Source organism: Alteromonas confluentis (assembly GCF_001757105.1).
Classification (GTDB): Bacteria; Pseudomonadota; Gammaproteobacteria; order Enterobacterales; family Alteromonadaceae; genus Alteromonas; species Alteromonas confluentis.
In genome coordinates, this window is sequence record NZ_MDHN01000029.1 from 174,117 (window position 1) to 199,199 (window position 25,083).

General features: G+C 48.4%; 21 protein-coding genes and 1 riboswitch. Of the genes, 6 read left to right on the forward strand and 15 right to left on the reverse strand.

The window, feature by feature from the left end:
- Window positions 1–343 precede the first annotated feature (343 nt).
- From BFC18_RS12455 to gmk, 12 genes are all read right to left on the reverse strand, one after another.
- Window positions 344–1,525: a BaiN/RdsA family NAD(P)/FAD-dependent oxidoreductase gene (locus tag BFC18_RS12455; protein ID WP_070125880.1), complete on the reverse strand. Its 1,182-nt coding sequence runs from the start codon at window positions 1,523–1,525 to the stop codon at window positions 344–346.
- A gap of 131 nt (window positions 1,526–1,656) precedes the next feature.
- The gene (locus BFC18_RS12460) at window positions 1,657–4,164 is read right to left on the reverse strand and encodes a S8 family serine peptidase (protein WP_070125881.1); all 2,508 of its coding nucleotides are present in this window, start codon (window positions 4,162–4,164) and stop codon (window positions 1,657–1,659) included.
- Between the two features lie 756 nt (window positions 4,165–4,920).
- On the reverse strand, window positions 4,921–5,616 hold the full coding sequence (locus BFC18_RS12465) for a helix-turn-helix transcriptional regulator (protein WP_070125882.1): 696 nt from the start codon (window positions 5,614–5,616) through the stop codon (window positions 4,921–4,923).
- 318 nt (window positions 5,617–5,934) lie between these two features.
- Window positions 5,935–6,408 carry a peroxiredoxin gene (locus tag BFC18_RS12470; protein ID WP_070125883.1) on the reverse strand — a complete coding sequence of 158 codons (474 nt, stop codon included), beginning with the start codon at window positions 6,406–6,408 and terminating at the stop codon, window positions 5,935–5,937.
- 9 nt (window positions 6,409–6,417) lie between these two features.
- Window positions 6,418–7,176 (reverse strand): class I SAM-dependent methyltransferase, encoded by a 759-nt coding sequence (locus BFC18_RS12475; RefSeq protein WP_070125884.1) that lies wholly within the window; start codon window positions 7,174–7,176, stop codon window positions 6,418–6,420.
- The gene (gene recG / locus BFC18_RS12480) at window positions 7,169–9,241 is read right to left on the reverse strand and encodes an ATP-dependent DNA helicase RecG (RefSeq protein WP_070126121.1); all 2,073 of its coding nucleotides are present in this window, start codon (window positions 9,239–9,241) and stop codon (window positions 7,169–7,171) included. Before recG ends, BFC18_RS12475 begins: the two co-directional genes overlap by 8 nt.
- 122 nt (window positions 9,242–9,363) lie before the next feature.
- Window positions 9,364–9,978 carry a peroxiredoxin-like family protein gene (locus tag BFC18_RS12485; protein ID WP_070125885.1) on the reverse strand — a complete coding sequence of 205 codons (615 nt, stop codon included), beginning with the start codon at window positions 9,976–9,978 and terminating at the stop codon, window positions 9,364–9,366.
- A gap of 87 nt (window positions 9,979–10,065) precedes the next feature.
- Window positions 10,066–10,821, reverse strand: a complete 756-nt coding sequence (locus tag BFC18_RS12490) for an SDR family oxidoreductase (protein WP_070125886.1) — start codon at window positions 10,819–10,821, stop codon at window positions 10,066–10,068.
- A gap of 215 nt (window positions 10,822–11,036) precedes the next feature.
- Window positions 11,037–11,423 (reverse strand): RidA family protein, encoded by a 387-nt coding sequence (locus BFC18_RS12495; RefSeq protein WP_070125887.1) that lies wholly within the window; start codon window positions 11,421–11,423, stop codon window positions 11,037–11,039.
- Between the two features lie 20 nt (window positions 11,424–11,443).
- Window positions 11,444–13,552, reverse strand: a complete 2,109-nt coding sequence (gene spoT, locus BFC18_RS12500) for a bifunctional GTP diphosphokinase/guanosine-3',5'-bis pyrophosphate 3'-pyrophosphohydrolase (protein WP_070125888.1) — start codon at window positions 13,550–13,552, stop codon at window positions 11,444–11,446.
- Window positions 13,553–13,693: 141 nt separating this feature from the next.
- Complete coding sequence (gene rpoZ, locus BFC18_RS12505) at window positions 13,694–13,966, reverse strand: DNA-directed RNA polymerase subunit omega (RefSeq protein ID WP_070125889.1); 273 nt, start codon at window positions 13,964–13,966, stop codon at window positions 13,694–13,696.
- 84 nt (window positions 13,967–14,050) lie between these two features.
- Window positions 14,051–14,695 (reverse strand): guanylate kinase, encoded by a 645-nt coding sequence (gene gmk / locus BFC18_RS12510; RefSeq protein WP_070125890.1) that lies wholly within the window; start codon window positions 14,693–14,695, stop codon window positions 14,051–14,053.
- Between the two features lie 117 nt (window positions 14,696–14,812).
- Between gmk and BFC18_RS12515 the strand changes: the two genes are divergently transcribed.
- The 5 genes from BFC18_RS12515 (at window position 14,813) to BFC18_RS12535 (ending at window position 19,644) form a co-directional block, all read left to right on the forward strand.
- Entirely contained in the window at window positions 14,813–15,484 is a 672-nt protein-coding gene (locus tag BFC18_RS12515; protein WP_070125891.1) for an alpha/beta hydrolase, read from the forward strand.
- A 136-nt stretch (window positions 15,485–15,620) separates the two neighbouring features.
- Window positions 15,621–16,562: a hydroxymethylbilane synthase gene (gene hemC / locus BFC18_RS12520; protein ID WP_425388386.1), complete on the forward strand. Its 942-nt coding sequence runs from the start codon at window positions 15,621–15,623 to the stop codon at window positions 16,560–16,562.
- A gap of 17 nt (window positions 16,563–16,579) precedes the next feature.
- On the forward strand, window positions 16,580–17,290 hold the full coding sequence (locus BFC18_RS12525; RefSeq protein WP_070125892.1) for a uroporphyrinogen-III synthase: 711 nt from the start codon (window positions 16,580–16,582) through the stop codon (window positions 17,288–17,290).
- 3 nt (window positions 17,291–17,293) lie between these two features.
- Window positions 17,294–18,478, forward strand: a complete 1,185-nt coding sequence (locus BFC18_RS12530; protein WP_070125893.1) for a uroporphyrinogen-III C-methyltransferase — start codon at window positions 17,294–17,296, stop codon at window positions 18,476–18,478.
- Window positions 18,475–19,644 carry a heme biosynthesis HemY N-terminal domain-containing protein gene (locus BFC18_RS12535; RefSeq protein WP_070125894.1) on the forward strand — a complete coding sequence of 390 codons (1,170 nt, stop codon included), beginning with the start codon at window positions 18,475–18,477 and terminating at the stop codon, window positions 19,642–19,644. Before BFC18_RS12530 ends, BFC18_RS12535 begins: the two co-directional genes overlap by 4 nt.
- Before the next feature lie 84 nt (window positions 19,645–19,728).
- On the opposite strand, the gene BFC18_RS12540 is transcribed toward BFC18_RS12535, so the two are convergent.
- The 3 genes from BFC18_RS12540 to BFC18_RS12550 all read right to left on the reverse strand — a co-directional run bounded on the left by BFC18_RS12540 (window position 19,729) and on the right by BFC18_RS12550 (window position 22,765).
- Window positions 19,729–20,418 (reverse strand): hypothetical protein, encoded by a 690-nt coding sequence (locus BFC18_RS12540; protein ID WP_139139012.1) that lies wholly within the window; start codon window positions 20,416–20,418, stop codon window positions 19,729–19,731.
- Window positions 20,419–20,674: 256 nt separating this feature from the next.
- Window positions 20,675–22,489: a ferrous iron transporter B gene (feoB, locus tag BFC18_RS12545; protein WP_070125896.1), complete on the reverse strand. Its 1,815-nt coding sequence runs from the start codon at window positions 22,487–22,489 to the stop codon at window positions 20,675–20,677.
- A 42-nt stretch (window positions 22,490–22,531) separates the two neighbouring features.
- Window positions 22,532–22,765: a FeoA family protein gene (locus BFC18_RS12550; protein ID WP_070125897.1), complete on the reverse strand. Its 234-nt coding sequence runs from the start codon at window positions 22,763–22,765 to the stop codon at window positions 22,532–22,534.
- Between the two features lie 201 nt (window positions 22,766–22,966).
- A riboswitch (TPP riboswitch) is annotated at window positions 22,967–23,079 on the forward strand.
- A 123-nt stretch (window positions 23,080–23,202) separates the two neighbouring features.
- On the opposite strand from BFC18_RS12550, the gene thiC reads away from it, so the two are divergent.
- The gene (gene thiC / locus BFC18_RS12555; RefSeq protein WP_070125898.1) at window positions 23,203–25,083 is read left to right on the forward strand and encodes a phosphomethylpyrimidine synthase ThiC; all 1,881 of its coding nucleotides are present in this window, start codon (window positions 23,203–23,205) and stop codon (window positions 25,081–25,083) included.

Sequence of the window (25,083 nt, forward strand, 5' to 3'; positions counted from 1 at the left end):
TGAGCGATTGCGCTAAGCCTACTCATAAAAAATCGCCCTGCATTTGCAGGGCGACGTTGTTCATTGCACTACGGCAACGATTGTTCCGGGTGTGACTTGCGCGCCAATTTCAACCTTAGGCGTAAAGAAGCCATCGAAGTCGCTTTAACGTCAACAAGGGTAAAAGCCTCTTTAGCGAAGACAGAAAACGAGCTAAATAAGAGAGAGATTAGAGTAAAATTAATGACTATTCGGGGGGTAAAAAAGGAATACACTTAAAGACTCAGCAAAGAAAAGATATGTTATAGTATAACAAAATCGTCAATTGTTTATTATTTCCTGTCTGATATGTCAGCTATTTACATTATACATACTGCCCTGCCGCCCAGGCGCTGCTCCAGGCCCACTGGAAATTGAATCCCCCTAACCAACCGGTTACGTCTACCACTTCACCAATAAAGAACAAGCCGTCGACTTTCTTACTCATCATGGTTTTTGATGATAGCTCGTCGGTATCTACGCCGCCCAAGGTAACCTCTGCAGTGCGGTACCCTTCTGTTCCATTAGGGGCCACCTGCCAGTCAGAAAGTGTGGAATCAATTTGCTCAATCTGGCTATGAGTAAGGCGTTTTACCGGTTCATTTGGCCAGTCATTCATCTCGATGAAGGTCTGCACCATGCGCTTAGGATAGTAACGGCCAAGCACCGTTGAAAGCTGGGCATCGGGATTATCTTTTTGTGCCTGCGTAAGATATTCCGCCGCACTTTCGGTAGGTTGTAAATCGATGTGTAGTGTATCTCCCGGATGCCAGTAAGACGACACCTGCAGCATGGATGGGCCGCTGAGACCACGGTGAGTAAACAGCATCGCCTCACGGAAGGATTTATCATTACAGGTTGCTGAAGTATCAACAGCAATACCGCTCAATGCCTCCAGTGCCTCCTTATCACTATCGTGAAGCGTGAACGGCACAAGTCCGGCACGGGTTGGTAGCACTTTAAGGCCGAACTGTTCAGCAATTTTGTAACCGAAGGGCGTCGCGCCAATTTTAGGCATACTCAGGCCGCCAGTGGCAATGACCAGCGACTCGCATGCATAATCGCCCTGCGATGTTTTTACTGCAAATCCGGAATCGCTTTTTTCAACACCCAGGATTTCGCAGCGGGTGGTAATCTTTGCACCGGCTTTCTCACATTCACTTATCAGCATATCTACGATGTCGGAGGCGCTATTGTCGCAGAACAGTTGCCCCAGTGTTTTCTCGTGATAAGGAATGCCATGTTCTGCAACTAGTGCGATAAAATCCCATTGGGTATAACGGCTAAGTGCAGATTTACAAAAATGCGGGTTCTCAGACAAAAAGTTAGCCGGTTCAGCGTACATGTTGGTGAAATTACAGCGGCCACCACCTGACATAAGAATTTTACGTCCCACTTTCTTCCCGTGATCCAATACTTCTACGGAACGGCCGCGCTTGCCCGCTTCAGCGGCACAGAATAAGCCCGCCGCTCCTGCGCCGATGATAATTACGTCTTTTTGGATCACTGAGAAATTCCGCTCTATTGAAAGGGCGAATTATAGAGGGCTGGTGACAGATATTGAAGTTAAACGACTAAAACGATGAAGGCCTCCGCAAGGGAGGCCTTAATTTACGTCAATGGGATCAACGTTTGTGCTTACTCGTATGGAACATAGAACTCTGCAGAACAGCCAGAAGAGTCACAAACCTTATAGGTTGCGCCTTCAGCACCGTCTACACGACCACGGTCTTCATAACTACCACGACCACGGTACGCTGGTTTAGTACCAATCATTACGCCGTCTTTATAGATAGACACTTCGCTGTCTACCGCACCTTTGTAGCCGAAAGCTACAACATAGCGGTTTCCGCGAATAACAGTACGACGCAGCATCGTTTCGATATCGCTTTCACCTGGTGCAGCTTCAACAGTTACTACCTGCATCATTGAGTCAGACTGACCTTCAGAGTCAGTAACCATCAGTGTGACTTCATATGAACCTGGCTCTGCATAAGTGTAAACAGGGCTTGTCTCAGAAGAAGTGCTACCGTCGCCGAAGCTCCATTCCCAAGTGGTAATGTCATCATCAGGGTCAGTAGAGGTATCGGTAAAGGATACTGTCAGATCACTAACAGCGTATTCAAAGCCTGCAGAAGGTGGTGTTTCAGTGTCACCTTCACCAAGCATAGTCAGCGTAACTGCCCACTGGTTTAGTGTACCTGTGTCGTAACCCACATTATCGCTTACGAACAGAGTCCAGTCACCCATGGCCATTTCGCCGTTAAAACCTTCTACTTCATAAGTTTCGTAGATGTCGTCGGCACTGCCGCCTTCGCGGTTATGCAGAACGTACTCCGTACCAGCAGGCGATGTTAGTGTAACGATAAGATCGCCAATCCAGGTATGGGTGATATCGACAAACACTTCAGCACCGAAGACAACTGCTGCGTCATCTACAGTGATCACTGATGTGATACCGGCTGGGTCTGAGTCTGGGATATCTACTGGCGTTGTATTACTGAAGGTTTCTTCGTAAAGGCCAACAGGCAGTACAGACAGGCTGAAACTCTCAGAGTCAGTCAGTTCACCCGAAGTACCTGTTACGCTAAAGGCATATGTGCCCCAAGGCGTTTCTTCTGTAGTTGGTACATACAAGGTTACCATGTCACCAGGCATTGCCGTCGTGGTAGACAGGTAAGCTGTACCTAAAGAGTCTGCAACTGACAGATCAACAGTGCCTTCCCAGTCTGAAATAGCCGTTACCATGAAAGTAAACTCCGCCATTTCACCTGCTGTCAGTTCGATGTCTGAAACAACAGGTTCGAAGCCGAAGCGAGGAGTAGGATCGGCGTCAGCCAGAGCCTGAGCAACGTTCAAGCGCTTACCGCTGAGTATCTTCTCAGCCATCGCTTCATTGTCGTCGCCAGACTCCATCAGGATTTCTTTCACTTCCAGAACAGAAAGTGCAGGATTAGCCGCTAATACCAGTGCCAAGGCACCTGATACGTGAGGCGTAGCCATAGAAGTACCGGATAAGAATTCGTACTCTCCATAACCCGCTGCCGGTGGAATAGTTGAATAGATAGCCACACCTGGGGCCGCCAAATCTACCGTAGTAGGACCATATGAATAGAACGAGTCGCCATCGGTACGCGTGGTTGCTGCAATGGCAAATACACCGTCAGACGCGTAGCTTGAAGGATAGTGTGGACTTACGTCGTTGTTTGCACCCGAGTTACCTGCTGCAGCAACGAACAGAATGTCTGCTGCAACACCGGCCTCAATAGACATTTCTAGTGCTTCACTATACGCGCCACCACCCCAACTGTTGTTGGTCGCTTTGATGTTAACGCCCGCTTCTTTCAGCGCAGTGAAGTAATCGATACATTCAATGGCATCATCGGTAGAACCGTAACCTTCTGCATCGAGGAATTTACAAGCAGCAATTGAGACGTCGTGGTTCACGCCCACTACACCAATACCATTGTCACCCACCGCACCAATCGTACCGGCAACGTGTGTACCATGATAGTGGTCGTCCATAGGATCGGAATCATCGTTAACCGCATCGATACCGTAGACATCATCTACGTAACCGTTCATGTCATCATCGATACCGTTCCCAGGAATTTCGCCAGGGTTAGTCCATGCATTGGCCGCAAGATCTTCGTGCATGTAGTCAACACCGGTATCAATAACACCGATAACAACATCTGAAGAACCTGTAGTGATATCCCATGCCTCTTCAGCACTGATATCTGCACCCGCTACGCCGCCATCACTGCCGCTGTTGCTTAAGCCCCACAACTCTGAGAAGAATTCGTCATTAGGTGTAAAGTCCGCCTTTACACGATAGTTAGGTTCAGCAACTAAAACTGCAGGGTGTTTCTTAAGGGTTTCAATAGCTTTCTTAACGCCCATGTTGCCAATATTTAAGCTGGCGGCACGGCCTTTCATAAGCGATTTGATCTGCGCAGCACCGGCCTGAATCTTTCCTTTACCTGGATTGATCAGGGCCATTGCTGAATTGCGGTCGGCTTCTGTCGCTGAAGCTTTATACACAACAATAATAGAATCGTCTTCATAGCTTACTGTTTCAGTAGGAGCCGCCATTCCAAGCGCTGGCAGCATCGCTAACGTCAATGCAGAAAGTTTCTTTTTCATAGTGTTGATCCATATGTATTTTATAGTTAGGTGTGTGTAAGCACACTTTAGGATCGCCACATATCAAGTATTAGCAGGGGTAACAGCATGTTATTGTTGCCACAAAGTTTTTTACAGATCCATAGCAACATTTCCAAATTACGACTTTTTTATGAAACATATTTTTCGCATATACGCGCAAGCCGCATTCGCTCGTTTTTTAAACGCGGTTAAAATTACAACAAAATGATTATGGAAGCATAATACGATGAGCGATACATTTAATGGGTTAGTTTTGACCTGACAGGGAATAGTTGGGATTAGGAAAACGCCTACATGGACTCTTATTTTCCTTTATCTTTCATTATTTCCGCAGTTGTCCACTTCAATAGCTAATAAGTCTCCACAGTCAACCTTTTAGCAGGGGTAACGACTCCACTGGATTCTTCTCTTTAAAGCTTTTCCGAAAATTATTGTTTCAATCTATAAGAGCGGATTATGTTTGCTCGGTCTGACTACACTTATTCGTATGGTAATCACATGAGTTGCATATATTAGTGCGCATATCGCAAAAATACCCTCGAATAAGTACAACATTGTGACTTCTGGATTTATTCCGGGGGTTACTTCGTAATCTATTTGCTAATGCAGGGATTTGAATTGAAGTTGTGCCTGTTTAGAAAAAATGCGGGCTAATGTTGCGATACGAGTACCACAACTTATACACTGACAAACAAAATCCGGTGATTTCTCTACCGGATTTTGCGTTTGTTCAAGTTACGCTCTGCTGTAATCACTCACGAATTGTTGCGACCACGACAAGAGTTCGATTCGGTTTCTTGAATGCGTTTTCCGGAAGATACTGTAAATGTGCGTTTTTACCGTATTGACGCTGATATGCAGTTGGTCGGCGATTTCCTGATTTTGCGAACCCTGCGCGACCAGTTCAATAATGGTCACCTCGCGCTTAGTCAGCTTCGGATGCACCATCGATTTAGACAATTCCTGAGGGCGGTTTATCGCAGCGCTTGCTTTACGGGTTTGCTGCCGCAAACGACGTAAGGCTTCGTTAATTGAATTACGCTTAAACCACACATCCATTTTCGCCAGGCGACGAACCCCTTTAAGCAATAATTCGGGGGTATCAGAGGTGTAGAACGTGCCTTCGACACCCGCGATAATTGCTTCGCATTCGTCGATGTCACCAGGTTGAAGATTAAAAAGAATCCAACGGGCATAACCTTGATAGCGATAAAACGCCCCTAATTTTTCATCCGCTAAGGCAGCGTCATAAAAAATCAGATCTTGATTAGATGTCTGTTCGAGCTGTTCGATTGCTGTGAGTTCGGTAACTTCGTAGCCGCAGGTTTGTAGTAATTGTTTAAACAGCATTACCTGTTCGTCGCTGGCTTCATCAGAAGATAACGATTTTGATATCAGGTAAACGCCGTATTTTTGGCCTTTATTCATCATGTATTCCCTCCTTGGGACCGTTCGAGCGTTTCTGATCATCCTGCGAGATCATACGCTGCAGAATAACGGTTGAAAAACCGTGGAGTACTTCCTTACCCCCACCATATATAGGCAAACTACGCTTAATACGAGCATAGCAGAACGAATGGATTAGTGCACAATAAGTAAGAAAAAATAATGACGATGATAGTGCTTACAAACATTGTTCAAAAAGCATTATTAATGTTTGATTTTCAGTATATTACGAAGAAGAAAGCGAACAGCTGCCGACTAAAGTATTAGTCGACAACCGATTTATATAAGAAAGGCATTAATTAATTACAGGACTTTAAGCATAGATTCCGCATCAGATACTTCAAAACGGCCCGGATCTTCTACAAATAGCTGTGTCACTTCACCGTCTTCAACCAACATAGAATAACGAACGCTGCGTGCGCCGCCGAAATCCCCGGTGTTCATGTCCATACCGATGGTTTTGGTGAAGTACGCGTTACCGTCTGCCAACATCGTAATTTCATCGGCATTGCTGGCCTGCTTCCACGCGTCCATAACAAACGCGTCGTTAACCGAAATACAGACAATATCGTCAACGCCCTTTGCCTTAATTTTGTCCGCCAATGCCACATAGCCTGGCAGATGGGCCGCAGAACAGGTTGGCGTAAACGCACCCGGTACCGCAAACACGACTACTTTCTTACCACCAAAGATGTCATTGGTGTGAGGATTGGTGGTTTTTCCGTCCTTTAACAAGCCAAAGGTGACTTCCGGCAAGGTACTACCAACGCTAATCATACTTCTCTCCTACTTGGGTGATAGATAAACATCAAATCGGTGTTTTTTACTTTTGATCGCCATGGTGGGCGTCACGCCTGCCAGCGGCTCGGCATAGTCAGGACGTTTCACCACAACCCGTTGTTTTGCCAGTGTTCTGGCTGGTAACAGTAATCCGTCCGCATCGTCATCGCTGCCGAGTAACTGCTGAAAAACACGCATTTCTTTCTTTACTAAAGCAGATTTTTTCCGATGTGGAAACATTGGATCCAGATAAACTGCGTCAATCTCGTCATTTAACGCTTCCATTTGTTCAATACTGTTACCGTGAATTAACCGGAATCGCTGAGCAAATTCAGGATCTTGCTCTGCCAAGCGCAGCAAACCATCGTCGAGCAGTGCGGCGACCACTGGTGAACGCTCCATCATCACCACCCGGCAACCCAACGACGCCAGAACAAACGCATCGCGGCCTAGTCCTGGTGTGGCGTCCAAGACCGTCGGTGTCTCAGAGCCTTTTACGCCAATCGCTTTGGCAATGGGTTCTTTCTTACCACCGCCATGCTGTTGGCGATACAAACTACTGCCAGAAAGAAAATCTACAAAAACCCCAAGTTGTTTAGGTTCAGCAAAATCTTTCACCGACAGCTTTCCATTTTCGACGGTTACTGCAAGACCTTCAGGCAGCTCGCTTATCACCGGAAAAGACCATTTCTCTGCTACCTGTTGTAGCTTGTTTTTTTCATCTTCACTTTGCGCTGGGGCAATAAAGACAGAAATGTTATGCATTCCCGTATTGTTCCTTAAATCCAATCCATCGATTAATGATAGCTTGCGCATGACTTGGGTAGTCCTGCCATAACCGTTCGGCGATACTCTGTACTTGCGGGACTAATTGCCCGTCACGCACCAAATCAGCAATCCGCATTTCAGCAATCCCGGTTTGCTTTGTACCCATGAGCTCTCCGGGGCCACGGATTTCCAGATCTTTCTGGGCAATATAAAATCCATCACTAGACTCACGCAGTACGCCAAGTCGCTGAGTGGCGGTTTTCGACAAGGGGGCCGAATACATTAACACACACTGACTTTCCACTGCGCCTCGCCCCACCCGTCCACGTAACTGGTGAAGCTGTGCGAGCCCAAGTCTTTCTGGGTTTTCAATAATCATAATACTGGCATTTGGCACGTCTACGCCCACTTCAATAACCGTAGTGGCCACCAGCAAATCGAGTTCACCGCGCTTAAATTCGTCCATCACAGACTGCTTTTCAGCCGGTTTTAAACGACCATGCACCAGTCCAACCCGTAAGTCCGGCAACGCGGTGCGAAGCGTTACGGCTGCATCTTCTGCGGCCTGACACTGCAACACTTCCGATTCATCAATTAATGTACATACCCAATAAGCCTGGCGCCCCTGGTTATGACACGCGTCGTATACCCGGGCAATCACATCGCCACGACGGGTATCGGGCAATACCACGGTGGTAACCGGTGAACGGCCGGGAGGCAGCTCATCGATTACCGAGGTATCTAAATCAGCGTAAGCCGTCATCGCCAGCGTTCGCGGGATCGGCGTTGCAGTCATAATCAACTGATGAGGAAAACGGCCCTGCTTCTCGCCTTTCTCACGCAGCGCTAATCGCTGATGCACACCAAACCGATGTTGTTCATCCACAATGACGAGTGCGAGCTGCTGATATTCCACTTGCTCCTGAAAAATAGCATGGGTGCCCACCAGCATTTGAATATCACCACTTTCGAGGCGAGTGAGTACTTCCTGACGCGGTTTGCCCTTAAGTTTACCTGCGAGCCAACCAACTTTGATACCTAATGGTTCAAGCCAGCCACGAAAATTACTGGCGTGCTGCTCTGCAAGGAGCTCAGTAGGGGCCATTAGCGCAACCTGGTATCCCGCACCGATGGCTGACAACGCAGCCAACGCCGCCACCAGTGTTTTGCCTGAACCCACATCGCCCTGCACCAAACGCATCATTGGGTAGGGTTGGCTCATGTCTTTTTGAATGTCGGCCACTACCCGTTGCTGCGCGCCTGTGGGCGAAAATGGCAAACTATCCAGCAGCTTCCCAATTAAGTCATGATTCATATTGATAGGTATACCGGGTTGCGCCTGGGCTTGCTGGCGAACCTTCAGCACGCTGAGGTGATGTGCCAACAACTCCTCTAGAATCAATCGCTTTTGTGCCGGGTGCAGACCCTCTTCCATCATCTCCAACGACACATCCGGTGGCGGACGATGCACAAGACGAAGGGCATCGGCCAGCGTCACCTGCCCTTCATACATGCCGTCTGGCAACAAATCCGTTAAGCCGCCTTTTTCCAGCAATGCCAGCGATTGTTCGGTAAGATTTCTCAAGGTGAGCTGTTTAACGCCTTCGGTGGTGGGATACACCGGCGTCAGGGTTTCTTCTACGTCATCGTCATCTTCGCCAATTAACGAGAATTCGGGGTGCATCATTTCCAGCCCCCACTTACCCGTGCGGATTTCACCGAAGCAACGAACTTCATTCCCCGGAGTCATCATGGTGCGCTGAACAGCGCCAAAATGGAAAAAACGTAAAGTGATCGTGCCCGTTCCGTCTGACACTTTCACCACAAACATACGTTTCTTGCCGTACTGGATGTCGGCCGATTTCACTTCGCCCTGAATACTGACATGCGTGAACGGTTTACAATCTTCGATTTCGTAAACCTGGGTGCGATCTTCGTAGCGGGACGGCAAATGAAACAGCACGTCCTGTACCGTATTGAGACCAATTTTTGACAATTTCTCAGCCACCTTGGCGCCAACCTTTTTCAGATCAGTGACCGGTGTATGAGCGAGTGACTGCATGATGTTTAAAGAAATTAACTGTATATAGGCCCAGTGTAAGGCATTCACAGTCGGTTTGCGAGAGGCTGGCCCTGCAACAGGGTCAAACCTGTATTCAGGGCCAGTAAATTCTACGAGATGAGTTACTCTACCAGCGCTTCAGCGGCAGCTAGAATAAGCTTTGGTGAAGGGCGCACCTTGTAGTCAGGATTTACATAACTGAACTGCACGACTCCCTGCTTATCGACGATAAAGACTGCGGGCGCAGGTAGTACGGGTTTACCTGAATTGTCGTTGGTAAGCGCGATGTTATAGCTATCGTACTTCTTGGCAGTGTCGGCATCGACGTAATAGCTTATCCCAAATCCATTCAGTGCCGACAGCGAAGCGTCAGACAGTAACCGCGCTGCAAACTTTTCCTCGAGCTTTTGCTCGTTCAGTTGCGCTAGCGACTGAGGCGATACCGCCAGGATTTGATAACCTGCTTTGGTTAAAGGCTTTTCAATGTCTTTCAGACCTGCCAATTGCGCGCTGCAGTAAGGACACCAACCGCCACGATAAAACACCACCACAGAAGGCTTTTGCATCAATAGTGCTTTTAAACTGAACGGCGAACCGTCGGTATCGGTCACCTTTACATCGGGTACAGACATCCCTTCAAGCAACGGTCGTACCTCCGACGCGCTTGGCGCGGGCGCCGCAAAAACGTGAAAAACACTGCTACATAGCAGTAGTACAATAAAAGAAACCGAGCGCATAATAATCTCCTAAGTAGTTGAAACTAAAAAGACCCTCTCGGGCCTTTTTTACTTTCAATTATTTTGAAGAATTTTCCTGCCCGGACATTACAGGCAAAAGCCACCGTCAATGACCAATTCAGCGCCTGTCATAAAGCGCGAGTCGTTACTGGCAAGAAAGACTACGCCACTAGCAATGTCTTCCGGTTCGCCAAGGAAGCCGATAGGATGTTGTGAGACGAGCCCTTCCAATGCTGCTTCCGAGTCTTCCTGAGAATCTATCCAGGCCAGCATTTGTGGTGTTTTTACATAACCAGGGTGAAGGGAGTTACACCGTACTTTCAGCCTGTTATCAGCGCAGTGACGGGCAATGGCTTTAGTTAGCATGGTTACTGCGCCTTTAGCGGTGGTGTATGTGACCGCGTAAGATGCAGCCCGTAAGCCGTGAATCGAAGACATGTTAATGATCGACGCATCGTTACCTTGCATAAGCGGTAGGCCCAGTTTTATGCCCATGTAAACGCTATCGACATTGAGTGTCATGCCCTTACGATAGCTTTCAATGCTGGTACCTTCGATATCACCGGCACCGCCACCACCTGCGTTATTCACCAGAATATGCAGTGAACCGTTTTGTTTCTCGATCTGTTGATAAACGTTGTTCCAATCGGCCTCTTCACAGACGTTCAGCGTTAACGCTATTGCACTGTCTCCAATTTCTTCTGCCACTTCCTGCGCTTTTTCTATATTGATGTCGGTAACGTAAACAAAGGCGCCTTCTGCTGCCAATGCCTTTGCGCTTGCTGCACCGATCCCATCAGCCGCACCTGTTACCAGGGCAATTTTTCCGGATAATTTACTCATAATGCACTCCGTTAATTGTTGTTTCATTCAACTGTTTAATACGATAAGAATGCGGTCGCCTTTCACTTACAGAAGTAAAAACGCGATGGATGACAGGGTTTAACTAACCAGTAACGGATTCATGCGAATTGCTGGTCGATTTTGTTTAACGTACTAAAAAGCCGCGTTAAACGCGGCTTAAAAATGCGTGATGCGCAGGCTCAACGCAATTTAAATCACTCCGGCAATTCCATGATGCCGTCGATTTCGATTTGAGAACCTTTAGGCAGTTCTTTAACGCCAATGGCTGCGCGAGCAGGATAAGGCTTGTTGAAGTACTTCGCCATGATCTCATTAACAGTAGCAAAATGAGACAGGTCAGGCAGGAAGATGTTTACCTTAACCATATCGTTAATTGTTCCGCCAGCCGCTTCACAAACCGCTTTTACGTTTTCAAAAACCTGTGTGGCCTGCTCAGCGAAATCATCAGAAATGATTTCCATGGTTTCAGGTACCAGAGGGATCTGACCAGAAAGGTACACAGTGGTACCCGCTTTAACTGCCTGACTGTAAGTACCGATTGCCTGAGGCGCATTGTCGGTATGAATAATTGATTTAGCCATGATGAATCCTGTTCAAAAAATTAGTGTCGGGACTGACTGTGACGCGAGACCTTTTGTACTTCTGACATCGTTCTGATCTTCTTCATCACACGCGCAAGATGTACGCGGTTGTATGTCGTCAATTCAATATCAATAAAGTAGATATTACTTTCTTTTTCTTCTGTCTGGAGCCCAATAATATTGGAGTCGCAACCCGATATCATATTCGTCAGATTAGCCAGTGTACCTTGGTGGTTGTACAGTTCAATACGCAAAGAAGCTTTAAATTCACCTTGCGGCGTATCGTCCCACTGCATAGGTAGTACGCGCTGCGGTTCTTCTTTTGCTAGCTTGCGAATGTTCTTACACCCTGTTTGGTGAATGGTCATACCGCGACCCGGGCTAAGTACAGCCACAATCTCATCATCAGGAATAGGATGACAACAACGAGCATAATGCACTAACAAGCCTTCGGTACCACGAATAGCGACATTCCCTTTTTTATCCGGAATTTCTGCCGATTCACCAAGTAGGCGGCGAGCAACGATGGCACTAAGCTCGTTGCCTAACCCAATATCGGTAAGCAGGTCGTCGAAGGTTTGATGCTTAGTTTCTGCCACCACGCGATCAATGTCTTCCTGGGCGATGTCATCTAACTTCACCATACCCAATGCATGACGCAACAAACGGTTACCCATGTTCACCGCTTCCTGGGAATGTTGCTTACGCAGATATTGACGAATTCTGGTACGTGCGCGAGCGCTTACTACAAAGTTCAGCCAATTAGCATTTGGCTTCGCTTTTGGCGAGGTAATGATTTCTACAGTCTGACCATTTTCCAGTGGCTTGCTCAAGCTGTAATTTCTGCGTTCTACGCGCACACCCACACAGGTGTTACCGATATCCGAGTGCACCGCATAAGCGAAATCCACAGCCGTCGCGCCCATAGGTAGCTCAATGATGCGACCATCCGGTGCAAATACGTAGATTTCTTCGGGGAAAAGATCCGTTTTAACGGATTCGATGAACTCGAAGCTCGAGCTTGCGCTCTGTTGCAGTTCCAGCAGCGATTGCATCCACTTGCGAGCGCGTAACTGGGCTGTGGTGTCGCTGTCGCCGGGCTCTTTATAGAGCCAGTGCGCAGCCACCCCTTTATCTGCCATTTGGTCCATTGCCTGAGTACGAATCTGCACTTCCACTGGAATACCATGGGGGCCGATTAGGGAGGTGTGCAATGACTGATAACCGTTAGTGCGCGGAATGGCGATGTAATCTTTAAAGCGGGTTTCAATGGGCTTGTACAAACTGTGCATCGCGCCAAGTGAGCGATAACAGTTGTCCACGCTTTCTACCACAATACGGAAAGCATAGATGTCCATCACTTCATTGAACATCAGCTCTTTATTTTTCATTTTGCGGTAGATGGAATAAAGATGCTTTTCGCGGCCGACAACCTTACCGTCAATCTTGTGTTCACTAAGACGGGTTGTCAGTTCCTGACGAATATTATCAATGATTTCCTTTCGATTACCACGGGCCTGCTTTACTGCGGATTTCAATGCACGATGACGCATGGGATACATGGCCTGAAAGCCCAGATCCTCAAGCTCGTTCTTCACATCGTGAATACCCAAACGGTGGGCAATGGGCGCATAGATTTCCAGGGTTTCCCGGGCAATACGACGGCGCTTATCTGGACGTAACGAGCCCAGCGTACGCATATTGTGAGTACGGTCAGCCAGTTTGATGAGAATAACCCGGATGTCCTGCACCATGGCCATCATCATTTTACGGAAGTTCTCTGCCTGTGCTTCCTGCTTACTGCTAAAGGCGATTTTGTCAAGCTTACTTACGCCTTCCACCAGCTCGGCGACAGTGTCGCCAAATGCTTCAGCGAGGTCTTCCTGACTGTAATGCGTATCTTCGATAACATCGTGCAGCAACGCTGCCATTAATGTTTCGTGATCCAGGTGCATATCGGCAAGAATGCCTGCCACTGCAACAGGATGGGTGATGTAGGGATCACCGCTAGATCGCATCTGCCCGTCATGGGCTTCATGAGCTAAAACAAAGCTATCCTGCACCAGCTGAACGCGATCAGCAGGCAGATACTCAGAAATTTTTTGTTTTAAACCCTCGAATAAATACACGTGTAGATAACTTTCCTGCGAATAAAGCTAATAGAAACAGAATAATGGAGTATGGTGGGGAATGCCACTAACAAAAACGCCAGCGAACTTTTATTTTAGTCCACTGGCGTTAGTAGTCTGTAATGCAGCCGGTATTGCCGATTACTGTTCAGACAGGATATTCGCTACAGAAGCGAAATCCGCACTTTCTTGTCTTTCCTGATCGCGCAGATCATCTTGATCCAGCGTATCAACATTTACCAAACCTTCTTCGATTTCACGCAATGCGGTAACCGTAGGTTTATCGTTATGCACATCTACCAGTGCATCTTTACCTTCGGTAGCCAACTGGCGCGCACGACGTGCTGCAACCAGTACGAGGTCAAAGCGGTTACCAACTTTATCTACGGCGTCTTCTACTGTTACGCGGGCCATGTAATTCTCCGAAAATGAAATTAGGCGTAAAACTTAAAAATGGCCGCGTAGTATACAACACACAACCACGATGTAATAGTACTTTTAAGATTTCTCACCAATCAGATCAGCGATCAGATCCACGTGGCGGATCTGCTGCTTTACGGTACGCATGCGCTGTGAGCACACAATGGCTTCTAGTTCAGACAGCGCGGTGGAGAAATCGTCGTTCACCAGTACATAGTCAAATTCATTATAGTGCGACATTTCAGACACCGCTTCTTCCATACGGCCATCAATCACGCTTTCTGAATCCTGACCCCGATTATTCAATCGCTGGCGCAACACTTCAGTGGACGGCGGCAGAATGAAGATGCCGCAGGTATCTGGCATCAGCGCTTTTACCTGTCGGGCACCCTGCCAGTCGATATCGAGAAAGACGTCGATGCCGCGATGCAAGGTTTGCTCAATGGTTACCCGAGACGTGCCATAGTAATTACCGAACACTTCGGCGTATTCGAAAAATACACCCTGCTCGATGAGTTGTTCGAACTGTTCATGAGACACAAAGTGGTAATGCACGCCATCAACCTCACCCGGACGCGGTGCCCGTGTGGTGTGAGAAACCGAAACCTGCATGGGAAAACGTTGATTTCCGTCATGCTTTTCAAGCAATGCTTTTATTAAACTGGATTTTCCTGCACCAGAGGGAGCAGCCAGAATAAATAAATTACCGAGTAAAGAAGCCATAGTCCTGCTTTTTGTCATCATGATGTGGTGATTTCAGACGGCAATGGTAGCATAGCCCTATCATTTGAGTAATCGTGAAATCATTCACGCTATCAAGAGCGACACTGAAGCACATCTATGACTGCAGAATTATTACCGTACGTTGAAGTAAATACTGGCGAAAATCCACAGGCCTGCGTGATCTGGTTACACGGTCTGGGCGACTCGGGCAATGGCTTTGCGCCTATTGTGCCAGAACTACATCTCCCAGAGTCGATGGCGGTGCGGTTTCTGTTTCCCCATGCGCCAGAGCGGGCGGTTACCATTAACAATGGCATGGTAATGCGTGCCTGGTACGACATTAAAAGCTTCGATTTGGATAACCGCGCAGATTTAACCGGCGTGCTGGAATCTATGGAGCAGGTTAATGCACTGGTGGAAGCACAACACGAGGCAGGATTTGCCTACGACAAAATCGTGCTGGCCGGTTTCTCACAAGGCGGCGTAATTGCGTTGCATCTGGGTTCCCGGATTAAACATAAAATTGCCGGTATCATGGCGCTGTCGACCTATATGTGTAAGCCGGAGTTACTGGCCGAGGAAGCCGCGCAGGAAAATAAAGTCACGCCAGTTATGATGGCGCACGGCGTGCAGGACCCTGTAGTCCCTGTGGCATTAGGAAAAATGGCGTTTGATGCACTGGAGCAGAATGGTTTCTCGGCTACGTGGCAAACCTACACCATGCAGCACAGTGTGTGTTTGCAGGAAGTCGAAGATATTAGTACCTGGTTACAAAAGGTACTTGCCTGATTTTCTTGCCAAGCAGACTACACAGAATAAATAGTCCTGATAACGGTTATGGGAGACAACCGGTGCAGGATTTTCGCTTTCAGTTACAATCTCCCTGTGCTTTTAAAGTAATTAGTGAACAGTTTCAGGACGTCGTATGAGTCAACAACCTATTGCCCGTAACACCATCCGTATCGCCACCCGCAAAAGCGCACTGGCGTTGTGGCAGGCAGACTATGTGAAAGAACAATTGCTGATGGCCCATCCGCATCTGCACGTAGAGCTGGTGCCAATGAGCACGCAGGGTGACCGAATTCTGGATACGCCACTGGCAAAAATCGGGGGCAAAGGCCTGTTCATTAAAGAACTTGAAGTCGCCATGCTGGAAGGGCGTGCAGACATTGCCGTTCACAGTATGAAAGATGTGCCCGTTGAATTCCCGGAAGGCTTCGGACTACATACGATTTGCCCTCGCGAAAATCCATTTGATGCATTTGTATCGAACACTGTCGCGACCATTGATGATTTACCGCACGGTGCAGTAGTGGGTACATCAAGCCTGCGTCGTCAGTGTCAGATCCGCAAACATCGCCCAGACTTAGTTATCAAAGATCTACGGGGTAATGTGAACACGCGTTTGGCCAAGCTAGATAACGGCGAATACGATGCGATTATTCTGGCTGCCGCCGGGTTAATTCGCCTTGGCATGCAAGACCGAATCGCCCATGAACTGTCGCCTGAATTATCACTCCCTGCTGTGGGTCAGGGCGCAGTAGGCATTGAATGTCGTAATGACGACATCGAACTCATCGCCCTGCTTGGCGCGCTGAATCATGCGGATACTGAAGACCGCGTAACTGCCGAGCGTGCCATGAATGCGCGTTTGGAAGGGGGTTGTCAGGTGCCTATCGGCAGTTTTGCCACGCTTGCCAGCGACACCCTCACGCTAACAGGTATGGTGGGCAGCGTAGACGGTAAAACATTACTTTATGCATCAGCCACCGGCTCACGTGAAAAAGCCGCAGTACTCGGTGTAGAAGTTGCCGAATCTTTGCTGGCTCAAGGTGCCGGTGAAATTTTAAAAGCGCTTCACGACTAAGGCTGAATCGTTACGCAATGATACTGATCACCCGCCCCGCGCAGAAACTGACGAAAAGTGTCGCGTGTTTTCGTCGGGCGGGTATTGCCACAACCGGCTGTGCACCGGTTACCATTGGGCCATGCGATCAAGCAGTAACGGCCTGCCAGCACACCTTGATAAACACCCCGCCAGACTATGTCATCGTTACCAGTGCATTTGCGGTAGCCGCCCTTCCCCCTGCGTCACAAATCCGTTCCAACATTTTATGGTTTGCCGTAGGCAATGCCACGGCGGAAGCTTTGCGGGAAGCGGGCTTTAATGCCGGGGTGCCGGAACAGCAAAATTCAGAAGGATTACTGGCACTTTCGCAACTTCGGGATGCAAAGTCGCGGCAAATCGTTATTATTAAAGGACAAGGTGGTCGAACCACTTTAAGTAATACGCTCCTTGCACAGGGCAATCACGTAGAAGTATTCGACGTGTATCATCGGGAAAAGTTAGATAACCCCGTACTAACAGATAATTGGCAGTGGCAGCAAATCACAGGCATAGTGGCTACCAGTGCAGAAATGGCGGAACAGTTGTTTCGCTTTTATGATGGAAAGACTTTACAAGCACAACGCTGGCTCACCGTCAGCGAGCGGATTGCAGCACACTTAAAAAGCCTGGGCGTGAGTAACGTTGGAGTGTGCAATGATGCCAGTGACAACGCGCTGATTGCTTGGATAAAGGATAATTGGGAGTAAACCATGGCTGATAACGATAAACAGAAAACTGACTCAGTACTTGTAGTGCCGCCGGAGAAATCTGAGGAAAAGTCGCCGCGCAAAGCGTCTGCTCATGCATCAGATAAAAAGGCTGAGACGACAGCAGACAACAAGCCACCTAAGCATCCCTCCCATGCTGGTTTGTGGATTGCCATTTTGTTTACCCTTTGCGTAGCGATAGGTGTGGGCGCAGCGGGTTATTGGTTTATCTGGCAGAAAGATACCGGTAATGCCGAACTTATCAGCGAGCAAAATTCGCAGAAACAGGCTCTAGGCGCCCTGAACAATGAAAACGAACAGCTTCAGCGCCAACTTATTGAACTGGAGAAGAGCAAGCAGGCACTGGCTGGCACGGTAAGTAAACTGTCTGAGCAAACCGATGCAATGCAGTTGCAAACCGAACAGTTACTCTCTCAGTTAAACGATATGGAAGGTCGTCGCCCGGCTGACTGGCTACTCGCCGAAGCAGATTATCTGGTACGTATGGCGGGCCGTAAAGTGTGGCTTGAGAAAGATACCGATACGGCCATTATGTTATTGGAGAATGCCGATCAACGCTTGAAAGAGTTATCGGACCCTTCTGTGATTCCGGTTCGTGGGCTCATTTCCCAGGATATTCAAACCCTGCGCCAGGTGAATGGTGTAGATCGGGTTAAACTGGCATTGTCACTTTCAGGCTTCCTGGCCCAAGCCGACAACCTGCCAGTGAAAACCTTTACCCGACCGCAAGATAACGCCAACGATGAAGCGCTGTCAGAATCAGTAAGCGACTGGAAAGATAATTTAGCCAAAGTCTGGCACGCCATTGTCGATGACTTTATTTCGGTACGCCGCACCGAGGCCCCCGTCACGCCTCTGATGACCACTGAAGAAATCTGGTTGTATAAAGAGCAACTGAAACTGCAGGTGATGCAAGCGCAGTCTGCCGCTATGTCGGGTGACAGTGATCTTTATACTCAATCACTGGTAAATGCACAGACATTACTCAACGAAAAATTCGATACCGCCACTGCAGAAGTCGTCGGTGCACAACAAACACTTTCAGAACTCGCATCAATGGATGTGAGAGAAAACATGCCGGAAGACCTGGCGTCAATGGCACCACTGCAACGCTTGCTTGAGTCTCGTGTAAACAGTGCCTATGGCAACAGCGAGGCGTCGCTATGAAACGATTAATTTACGGCATTTTACTCGTGGTGGCCGTACTCGCCGCCATGCTGATTGCGCCGCAGGTTATCGGCGACAAAGGGTATGTTTTAATCTCCATGGGTCAATGGCATATCGAAATGTCGGTAGTTAGCCTGTGCATTACCGTGTTTGTTGCTTTAATTATCTTATGGGTACTGTGGCGCTTCATTGGCGCGACATTGGGATTATTTAAAGGGTCAAAGCAATGGTTTGGTGGTTTATCACGTCGTAAACGCCAACGTCGTTTGTATCAAGGTATTCAAGCCATGGTGGAAGGTGACTTCGCGGCTGCGAAAAAGTATCTGCAAGACACCACCGATGGCGACTTCGATGGCGTGAACTATCTGGCTGCGGCGCAGGTTGCTCAGGCGCTGAACGAGCCTGAGCGGGTTCGCTATCTGCTAGAGCAAGCTGCCGAATACGATAATGCGAAAACCGCAGCCCACCTTGCCTCTGCCCGTTTGGAAATAGAACAGGGCAAGCCGCAAGCAGCGCTGGATAAACTCACTGAATTAGACGAGAAGAAGCGCCAGCATCCGCAAGTTATTCGTCTTCGCGCCCGGGCCATGGCAGAGTTAGGCCACTGGCAAGAACTCGAGAATGCACTACCAGAATGGCGTAAGCAATTAAAAGACGATTATGTCGTATGGGCGCAAAAGGTCGCCAAAGGCAAGTTTGCCGAAATTGCCAGTAAGCAAGGCGCGAACGCGCTGCGTCAGCACTGGGACAACATGCCACGTAAACTCCGCCACGACGATGCGTACCGGGCTGCTTATGTGCAGCAATTGCTTGAGCAAGGCATGCACCACGATGCCGAAGCCTGTCTTGTGGAATGGCAGAAGAAAGGACCAAACCCTATTCTGTTGCCTTATATGGCAGAGTTGAGTATTCCTAATCCGGCTGCAGCGATCCGCCTCCTGGAAGACTGGATTAAGAGAGACGGCACCAATCCTCAATTATTCTCTGTGCTGGGCCATCTAGCGATGAATGCCGGTGACGATATCCTGGCCGAGAAGGTGTTACTGAAAGCCGTGAAATTGCGTGAGAATCCGCGAGATTTTGAAGCACTCGCTACCATCAGTGAACACCGCCATGACGATTCTGGCGCACTCGCCATGTACAAGCGCAGTATGGAAGTTGAGTAACTAAACTACTCACGCTTTCAAATACAAAGAAGCCCGCAAATGCGGGCTTCTTTTTGCAAATTCAGTATATTGCCGAAAATGCGATTACTTTTTGTTACGACGTGAACGCGCGCCGAAAGCAGCCATGCTAAGCGCCAGCAAACCGAACGTAGCAGGCGCATTTACATTAGAGATTGGTGGTGGTGGCGTTACCGCGTTAATACCTACACCTGTGGTGAAATCATCCCACGAAGTAATACCACCTGGATCAGTTCCGCCTACACGTAGAGCAGAAATATAGGTATTAGGGTCGAATACAACACCAAAGAATTCGGTACGACCACTACCTGGCGTGGAGTCGAAATCAAATACTGTTTCAATACCGGTGTTTGCGTCGGTGAGTGTTAATGTCATACCGCCGCCGTCGTTGTCATATACATCGAAACCGACCGCATTTACCCAGGTAGGGAACTCAACATTAAATTCGATCAAAGTTGCATTGTTACGATTACCACTCACATTGTAACCTGTCGACGAGATCATACTCCCATTACCCGTTTCTGAGTAAGTGTTACCCAATGCAGAGGTAAAGGTTCCCGAGCCACTTGCTCCGGCAAGAGTATCAATATCGAAGCTTGCCAGTTCAGCTTCCCATGCTGCACGTGCTTCAGACGGTGTCATTGGTACGTCGGCAGTTGGCGTGGTAGAACCTTGAAACAACAGAACGGCGTGTGCGTTACTCGCCAGTAAAGCAGCAGCGGTCGCGCCTGCTAATAATAATTTATTAAATTTCACAACTAATTCCTTTTTTTCCATGTTGAATAATGAATTCAGATTTATAGTCCGAATAAATCCGCAATTTTTTAGCAAAAATTGATCCATTAGAAAAAAGGCATTTAATTTCAACAATTAACTATTTATTTAAACCCTCTACAATAAAAATATGTAAATAAATCTGACACTTCCCAATATTTATTTACGAATATAAAAAAATCCGACCCCATCACTGAAATCGGATAATTCATAAAAAAGTACTAGCCTAATAAATAAATCAGAAGAAAAAGTTAACACCTACGGCAATTAAATAAGCCAGTACGCCGTAAGCCACATATAACCCCCACGCAAGTTTATTGCTGCCAGTTTCACCTTTCAGCATAGCGACGGTTGCTACACATTGAAGTGCGACTACATAAAACAATACCAGGCCCAGTCCAGCGCCGGTTGTCAGGCCGTCAGCCTGGATACGCTCAGCCAAACCACCAACGTCGTCTTCGGCGCCATCCATGCCGAATAGCGTACCGAGTGCACCTACGAAGACCTCACGGGCAAGAAACGACATCAGAATGGCCACACCGTAGCGCCAGTCGAGCCCCATGGGCGCGAACACCGGCTCGATAAAGTGGCCAATCTGCCCCAGCCAACTGTCTTGTAGTTTTGACTCCATTGGAAAATAACCAAGGATCCAGATCCCCACGGATACCATGAAAATAATCGGTGCAGCACGGCGGACAAATTGCAAACCACTGTCGATGACACGAAATGTCAGCGGCTTCCAGTGTGGTAAGCGATAGGTTGGCAGTTCGAGAATAAACGGCATATCCGATTCTTCAAGATCCCGGGGCAAGAAGCGATTAAGAAACTGGCTCACGATCAACGCGACCACGATACCGAAGAAATAAAGACCAAAAAACGCTGCGCCCTGCATTCCGAAAATACCCAGGAAAGTGCCGTCTTCAGGCACCAGTACCGCCACTAGTAGCGCATATACCGGCAAACGGGCCGAACATGACATCAGCGGGATGGTAAGCATGGTAATCATGCGTTTATGAGGCGATTCAATGGTACGGGCTGCCATAATGGCGGGAATGGCACAGGCGTGTCCGGAAAGATAAGGAATAAAGCTACGGCCAGACAAGCCAACCGCGCTGAGTGGACGGTGACACATTAACGCCGCACGGGCCAGATAACCACTGTCTTCCAGCAGGCCGATAATCAAAGTAAGTACCATAATTTGTGGCACGAATACCAAAAACGAACCTAACCCGCCAAAAATCGCATCGTTAAAGAAATCAGCGACAATGCCCTCGGGGGTGACTGCGCTTACGCCCTCAGCGACACTACCAATGAGCGATTCCATCCCGTCCATTAAAGGCGCAGCCAGCGTGAAGATACTTTGGAACAATACAAACATCACAGCCAGGAACACCACGGAACCTGTCCAGCTATTCAGCAAAAAGCGGTCGACACTGTTTTGGTTGCGTAGTACAACGTCTAGTTTTAGGCCGTATTTACCGGCTAGCTCCTGACTTCTGTGAACCGCAGATTCACCTTTGCCAATAGAATTCGACGGCTTGTACTCTTCCGGCGCGGCAGCAATTTCCAGCATGCTGGTTTTAAATTCGTGCAGCCCATCAAGGGTACGGGCAGACAGCGCCATCACCGGACTACCGAGCTCTTTGCTTAACGCTTCTGTGTCGACATCTTCGCCGATACGTCGTACTTCGTCGATAAAATTGAGGGCAAATATCACAGACTTGTTGTTTTCACGCGCCAACTGCTGAACCTGCAGACCAAGCACCAAACTGCGCTCAAGACGAGTAGCATCAAGCACGCACACCACCAGCGAGGTGTCATCCCGCTCAATGGACTGAGTGATTTCCCTGATAGCGATTTCTTCATCGCGGCTGAGGCCGCGCATGGTGTAGGTACCGGGAAGGTCAACCACTTCAAAGCCTGCACACTGACCCCGTTTTACTTCTACAGTAACACCAGGATAATTAGCAACTTTCTGTCGCAGGCCGGTTAATTGATTGAATAAAAGACTCTTGCCGGAATTTGGCTTTCCGACCATAAGAATGCGTTGCATGGAATACGTACCCTGTTACTTGTGACAGCGGAAAAGCGAGCGTTAGTTTCGTGCTTCGACTTCAATTTGAGCGGCGAGATTTTCCTCGATAGCAAACACGCTGCCACCCAATTGCATAACGATAGGGCCGCCTAATGGGCCTTTTCTGACGCACTGTATGTCTCTGCCAACTTGAATGCCCATCTCAGAAAGTCGCTCTTTTACGTTCTCAGCCAGCTCAGATTTCACTGAGATAATGAGCGCCTGCTGTTTGGTATTAAGTTCCCACAATGTCATAGGATGTCTCTGTAGTTAGTAGTGATTACCTGTTTCAAAACAAGTTCACAAATCCAGCAAACCGGATTTAAAAAATTTCAGGAAGGGTACAAGAAAGTGGATAAATGAACCAGAGACATTACACATCGCATCGTTGAAGTTCACATCTCTAACGTTGAGACAAAGCTTGTGTTCTATTTCAATCCGTGATTATAGTAAAAATAGAACTTGTCGGAGTGCTTCGTTTTCTAACGAAAACAAGCTGAGACCGCATTGCGGGATCCGTTGAACCTGATCAGGCTAATACCTGCGAAGGGAACAAGCATGCAAAATCACGTAGTTTGTCTACAGATTCGTCTGTTGGCAAAACCAAGCCCGGCGTTCGTCTGGTCTAGTGATTTTGTGCTTTGTGACTTCACTCCTGACAAGCATTTAATACCGACCAAGGAACAAATGCTATGTCAACACGACGCTTAAACCGCCAACAGGCACATTCGTTTATCCACTCACTTCAGGGTGAGAATTTTCCTAACTCTTATCGTCACTATCTCACCGATGAAGCGCACACCATGCGTGTTCCGGTACGAATGATTGCGCAATCGCCAACACGCATCGACGCCGAGTCAGAAGAGCTTAATCCCCCCATACCCGTTTATGACGCGTCAGGCCCCTTCGGCGACCCGGAATGCGACGTGGATGTAACAGCAGGTATTGCGGATATTCGCGGCCCCTGGATTATCGGGCGCAATGACACTGACGTTGTCGACAAGTCTGAATCAGATTATACCCAGGCCAGAGACAAAGACATCACGACAGAGTCTATTCGCTTTAAAGCGCGCCCGGTTATTCGCAAAGCATTGCCTGAGAAAATCGTGACGCAATTACACTATGCCCGCCGCGGCATTGTTACGCCGGAGATGGAATTTATTGCCATCCGGGAAAACATGGCTCGGTCTACCATTCATGATGAACAGCTCTTGCGTCAGCATAAAGGCGAGCCGTTTGGCGCTACAATTCCGGCTCAAATCACCGGCGAATTTGTGCGCCAGGAAGTGGCGGCAGGTCGCGCCATCATTCCGGCCAATATTAATCACCCTGAAGCGGAGCCGATGATCATTGGGCGAAATTTTCTGGTGAAGGTGAACGCCAATATCGGTAATTCTGCGGTGACATCGTCTATTGAAGAAGAAGTCGAAAAGCTGGTGTGGGCCACCCGTTGGGGCGCCGATACGGTAATGGACTTATCAACGGGACGAAATATTCATGAAACCCGTGAATGGCTATTGCGCAACAGCCCAGTACCCATAGGCACAGTGCCCATTTATCAGGCACTGGAGAAGGTCAATGGCGTGGCGGAGCAGCTTAACTGGGACGTCTTTCGCGATACGTTGATTGAACAGGCTGAGCAAGGTGTCGATTACTTCACCATCCATGCCGGCGTTTTGTTGGCGTTTGTGCCCATGACCGCAGAACGGGTGACCGGCATTGTCTCCCGTGGCGGTGCCATCATGGCCAAATGGTGTCTTTATCATCACCAGGAAAGTTTCCTGTATGAACATTTCCGCGAGATTTGTGAGATCTGCGCGGCCTATGACGTGAGCTTGTCGCTAGGTGATGGCCTGCGCCCCGGTTCGGTTGCCGATGCCAATGACGAAGCCCAGTTTGCTGAGCTACGTACCTTAGGAGAACTAACTAAGATTGCGTGGGAATATGATGTACAGGTGATGATTGAAGGCCCTGGCCACGTGCCCATGCACATGATCAAAGAAAATATGGATGAGCAACTCAATCACTGCCACGGCGCGCCATTCTACACACTTGGGCCACTCACTACCGATATTGCACCGGGTTACGACCACTTTACCTCAGGCATTGGTGCTGCGCTAATCGGCTGGTTTGGTTGTGCCATGCTGTGCTATGTCACCCCGAAAGAACATCTTGGGTTACCTGACAAAGAAGATGTAAAGCAGGGCTTAATCACCTACAAGATTGCGGCCCATGCAGCCGATTTGGCAAAAGGTCATCCCGGCGCGCAAATCCGCGACAATGCAATGTCGAAAGCCCGCTTCGAGTTCCGCTGGGAAGATCAGTTTAATCTGGCGTTAGACCCGTTCACCGCAAGAAGCTATCACGATGAAACGCTGCCACAGGCATCGGGCAAGGTCGCCCATTTTTGCTCTATGTGCGGCCCCAAATTCTGCTCGATGAAAATTTCACAGGAAGTGCGCGATCACGCCCAGTCCCAGCAAGAGAAAACGCATGGCATGGCCGCCATGGCAAAACAGTTTTCTTCCACCGGCGGCGAACTTTATGTAGATGCAAGTATTCTGGAGCGCTAA

Bases quoted from the DNA above. Each gene is read 5' to 3' on its own strand.
- BFC18_RS12460 (WP_070125881.1), bottom strand. From the start codon at position 4,164: ATGAAAAAGAAACTTTCTGCATTGACGTTAGCGATGCTGCCAGCGCTT.
- BFC18_RS12465 (WP_070125882.1), bottom strand. From the start codon at position 5,616: ATGATGAATAAAGGCCAAAAATACGGCGTTTACCTGATATCAAAATCG.
- BFC18_RS12470 (WP_070125883.1), bottom strand. From the start codon at position 6,408: ATGATTAGCGTTGGTAGTACCTTGCCGGAAGTCACCTTTGGCTTGTTA.
- BFC18_RS12475 (WP_070125884.1), bottom strand. From the start codon at position 7,176: ATGCATAACATTTCTGTCTTTATTGCCCCAGCGCAAAGTGAAGATGAA.
- recG (WP_070126121.1), bottom strand. From the start codon at position 9,241: ATGCAGTCACTCGCTCATACACCGGTCACTGATCTGAAAAAGGTTGGC.
- BFC18_RS12485 (WP_070125885.1), bottom strand. From the start codon at position 9,978: ATGCGCTCGGTTTCTTTTATTGTACTACTGCTATGTAGCAGTGTTTTT.
- BFC18_RS12490 (WP_070125886.1), bottom strand. From the start codon at position 10,821: ATGAGTAAATTATCCGGAAAAATTGCCCTGGTAACAGGTGCGGCTGAT.
- BFC18_RS12495 (WP_070125887.1), bottom strand. From the start codon at position 11,423: ATGGCTAAATCAATTATTCATACCGACAATGCGCCTCAGGCAATCGGT.
- rpoZ (WP_070125889.1), bottom strand. From the start codon at position 13,966: ATGGCCCGCGTAACAGTAGAAGACGCCGTAGATAAAGTTGGTAACCGC.
- gmk (WP_070125890.1), bottom strand. From the start codon at position 14,695: ATGGCTTCTTTACTCGGTAATTTATTTATTCTGGCTGCTCCCTCTGGT.
- BFC18_RS12515 (WP_070125891.1), top strand. From the start codon at position 14,813: ATGACTGCAGAATTATTACCGTACGTTGAAGTAAATACTGGCGAAAAT.
- hemC (WP_425388386.1), top strand. From the start codon at position 15,621: ATGAGTCAACAACCTATTGCCCGTAACACCATCCGTATCGCCACCCGC.
- BFC18_RS12525 (WP_070125892.1), top strand. From the start codon at position 16,580: ATGATACTGATCACCCGCCCCGCGCAGAAACTGACGAAAAGTGTCGCG.
- BFC18_RS12530 (WP_070125893.1), top strand. From the start codon at position 17,294: ATGGCTGATAACGATAAACAGAAAACTGACTCAGTACTTGTAGTGCCG.
- BFC18_RS12535 (WP_070125894.1), top strand. From the start codon at position 18,475: ATGAAACGATTAATTTACGGCATTTTACTCGTGGTGGCCGTACTCGCC.
- feoB (WP_070125896.1), bottom strand. From the start codon at position 22,489: ATGCAACGCATTCTTATGGTCGGAAAGCCAAATTCCGGCAAGAGTCTT.
- BFC18_RS12550 (WP_070125897.1), bottom strand. From the start codon at position 22,765: ATGACATTGTGGGAACTTAATACCAAACAGCAGGCGCTCATTATCTCA.
- thiC (WP_070125898.1), top strand. From the start codon at position 23,203: ATGTCAACACGACGCTTAAACCGCCAACAGGCACATTCGTTTATCCAC.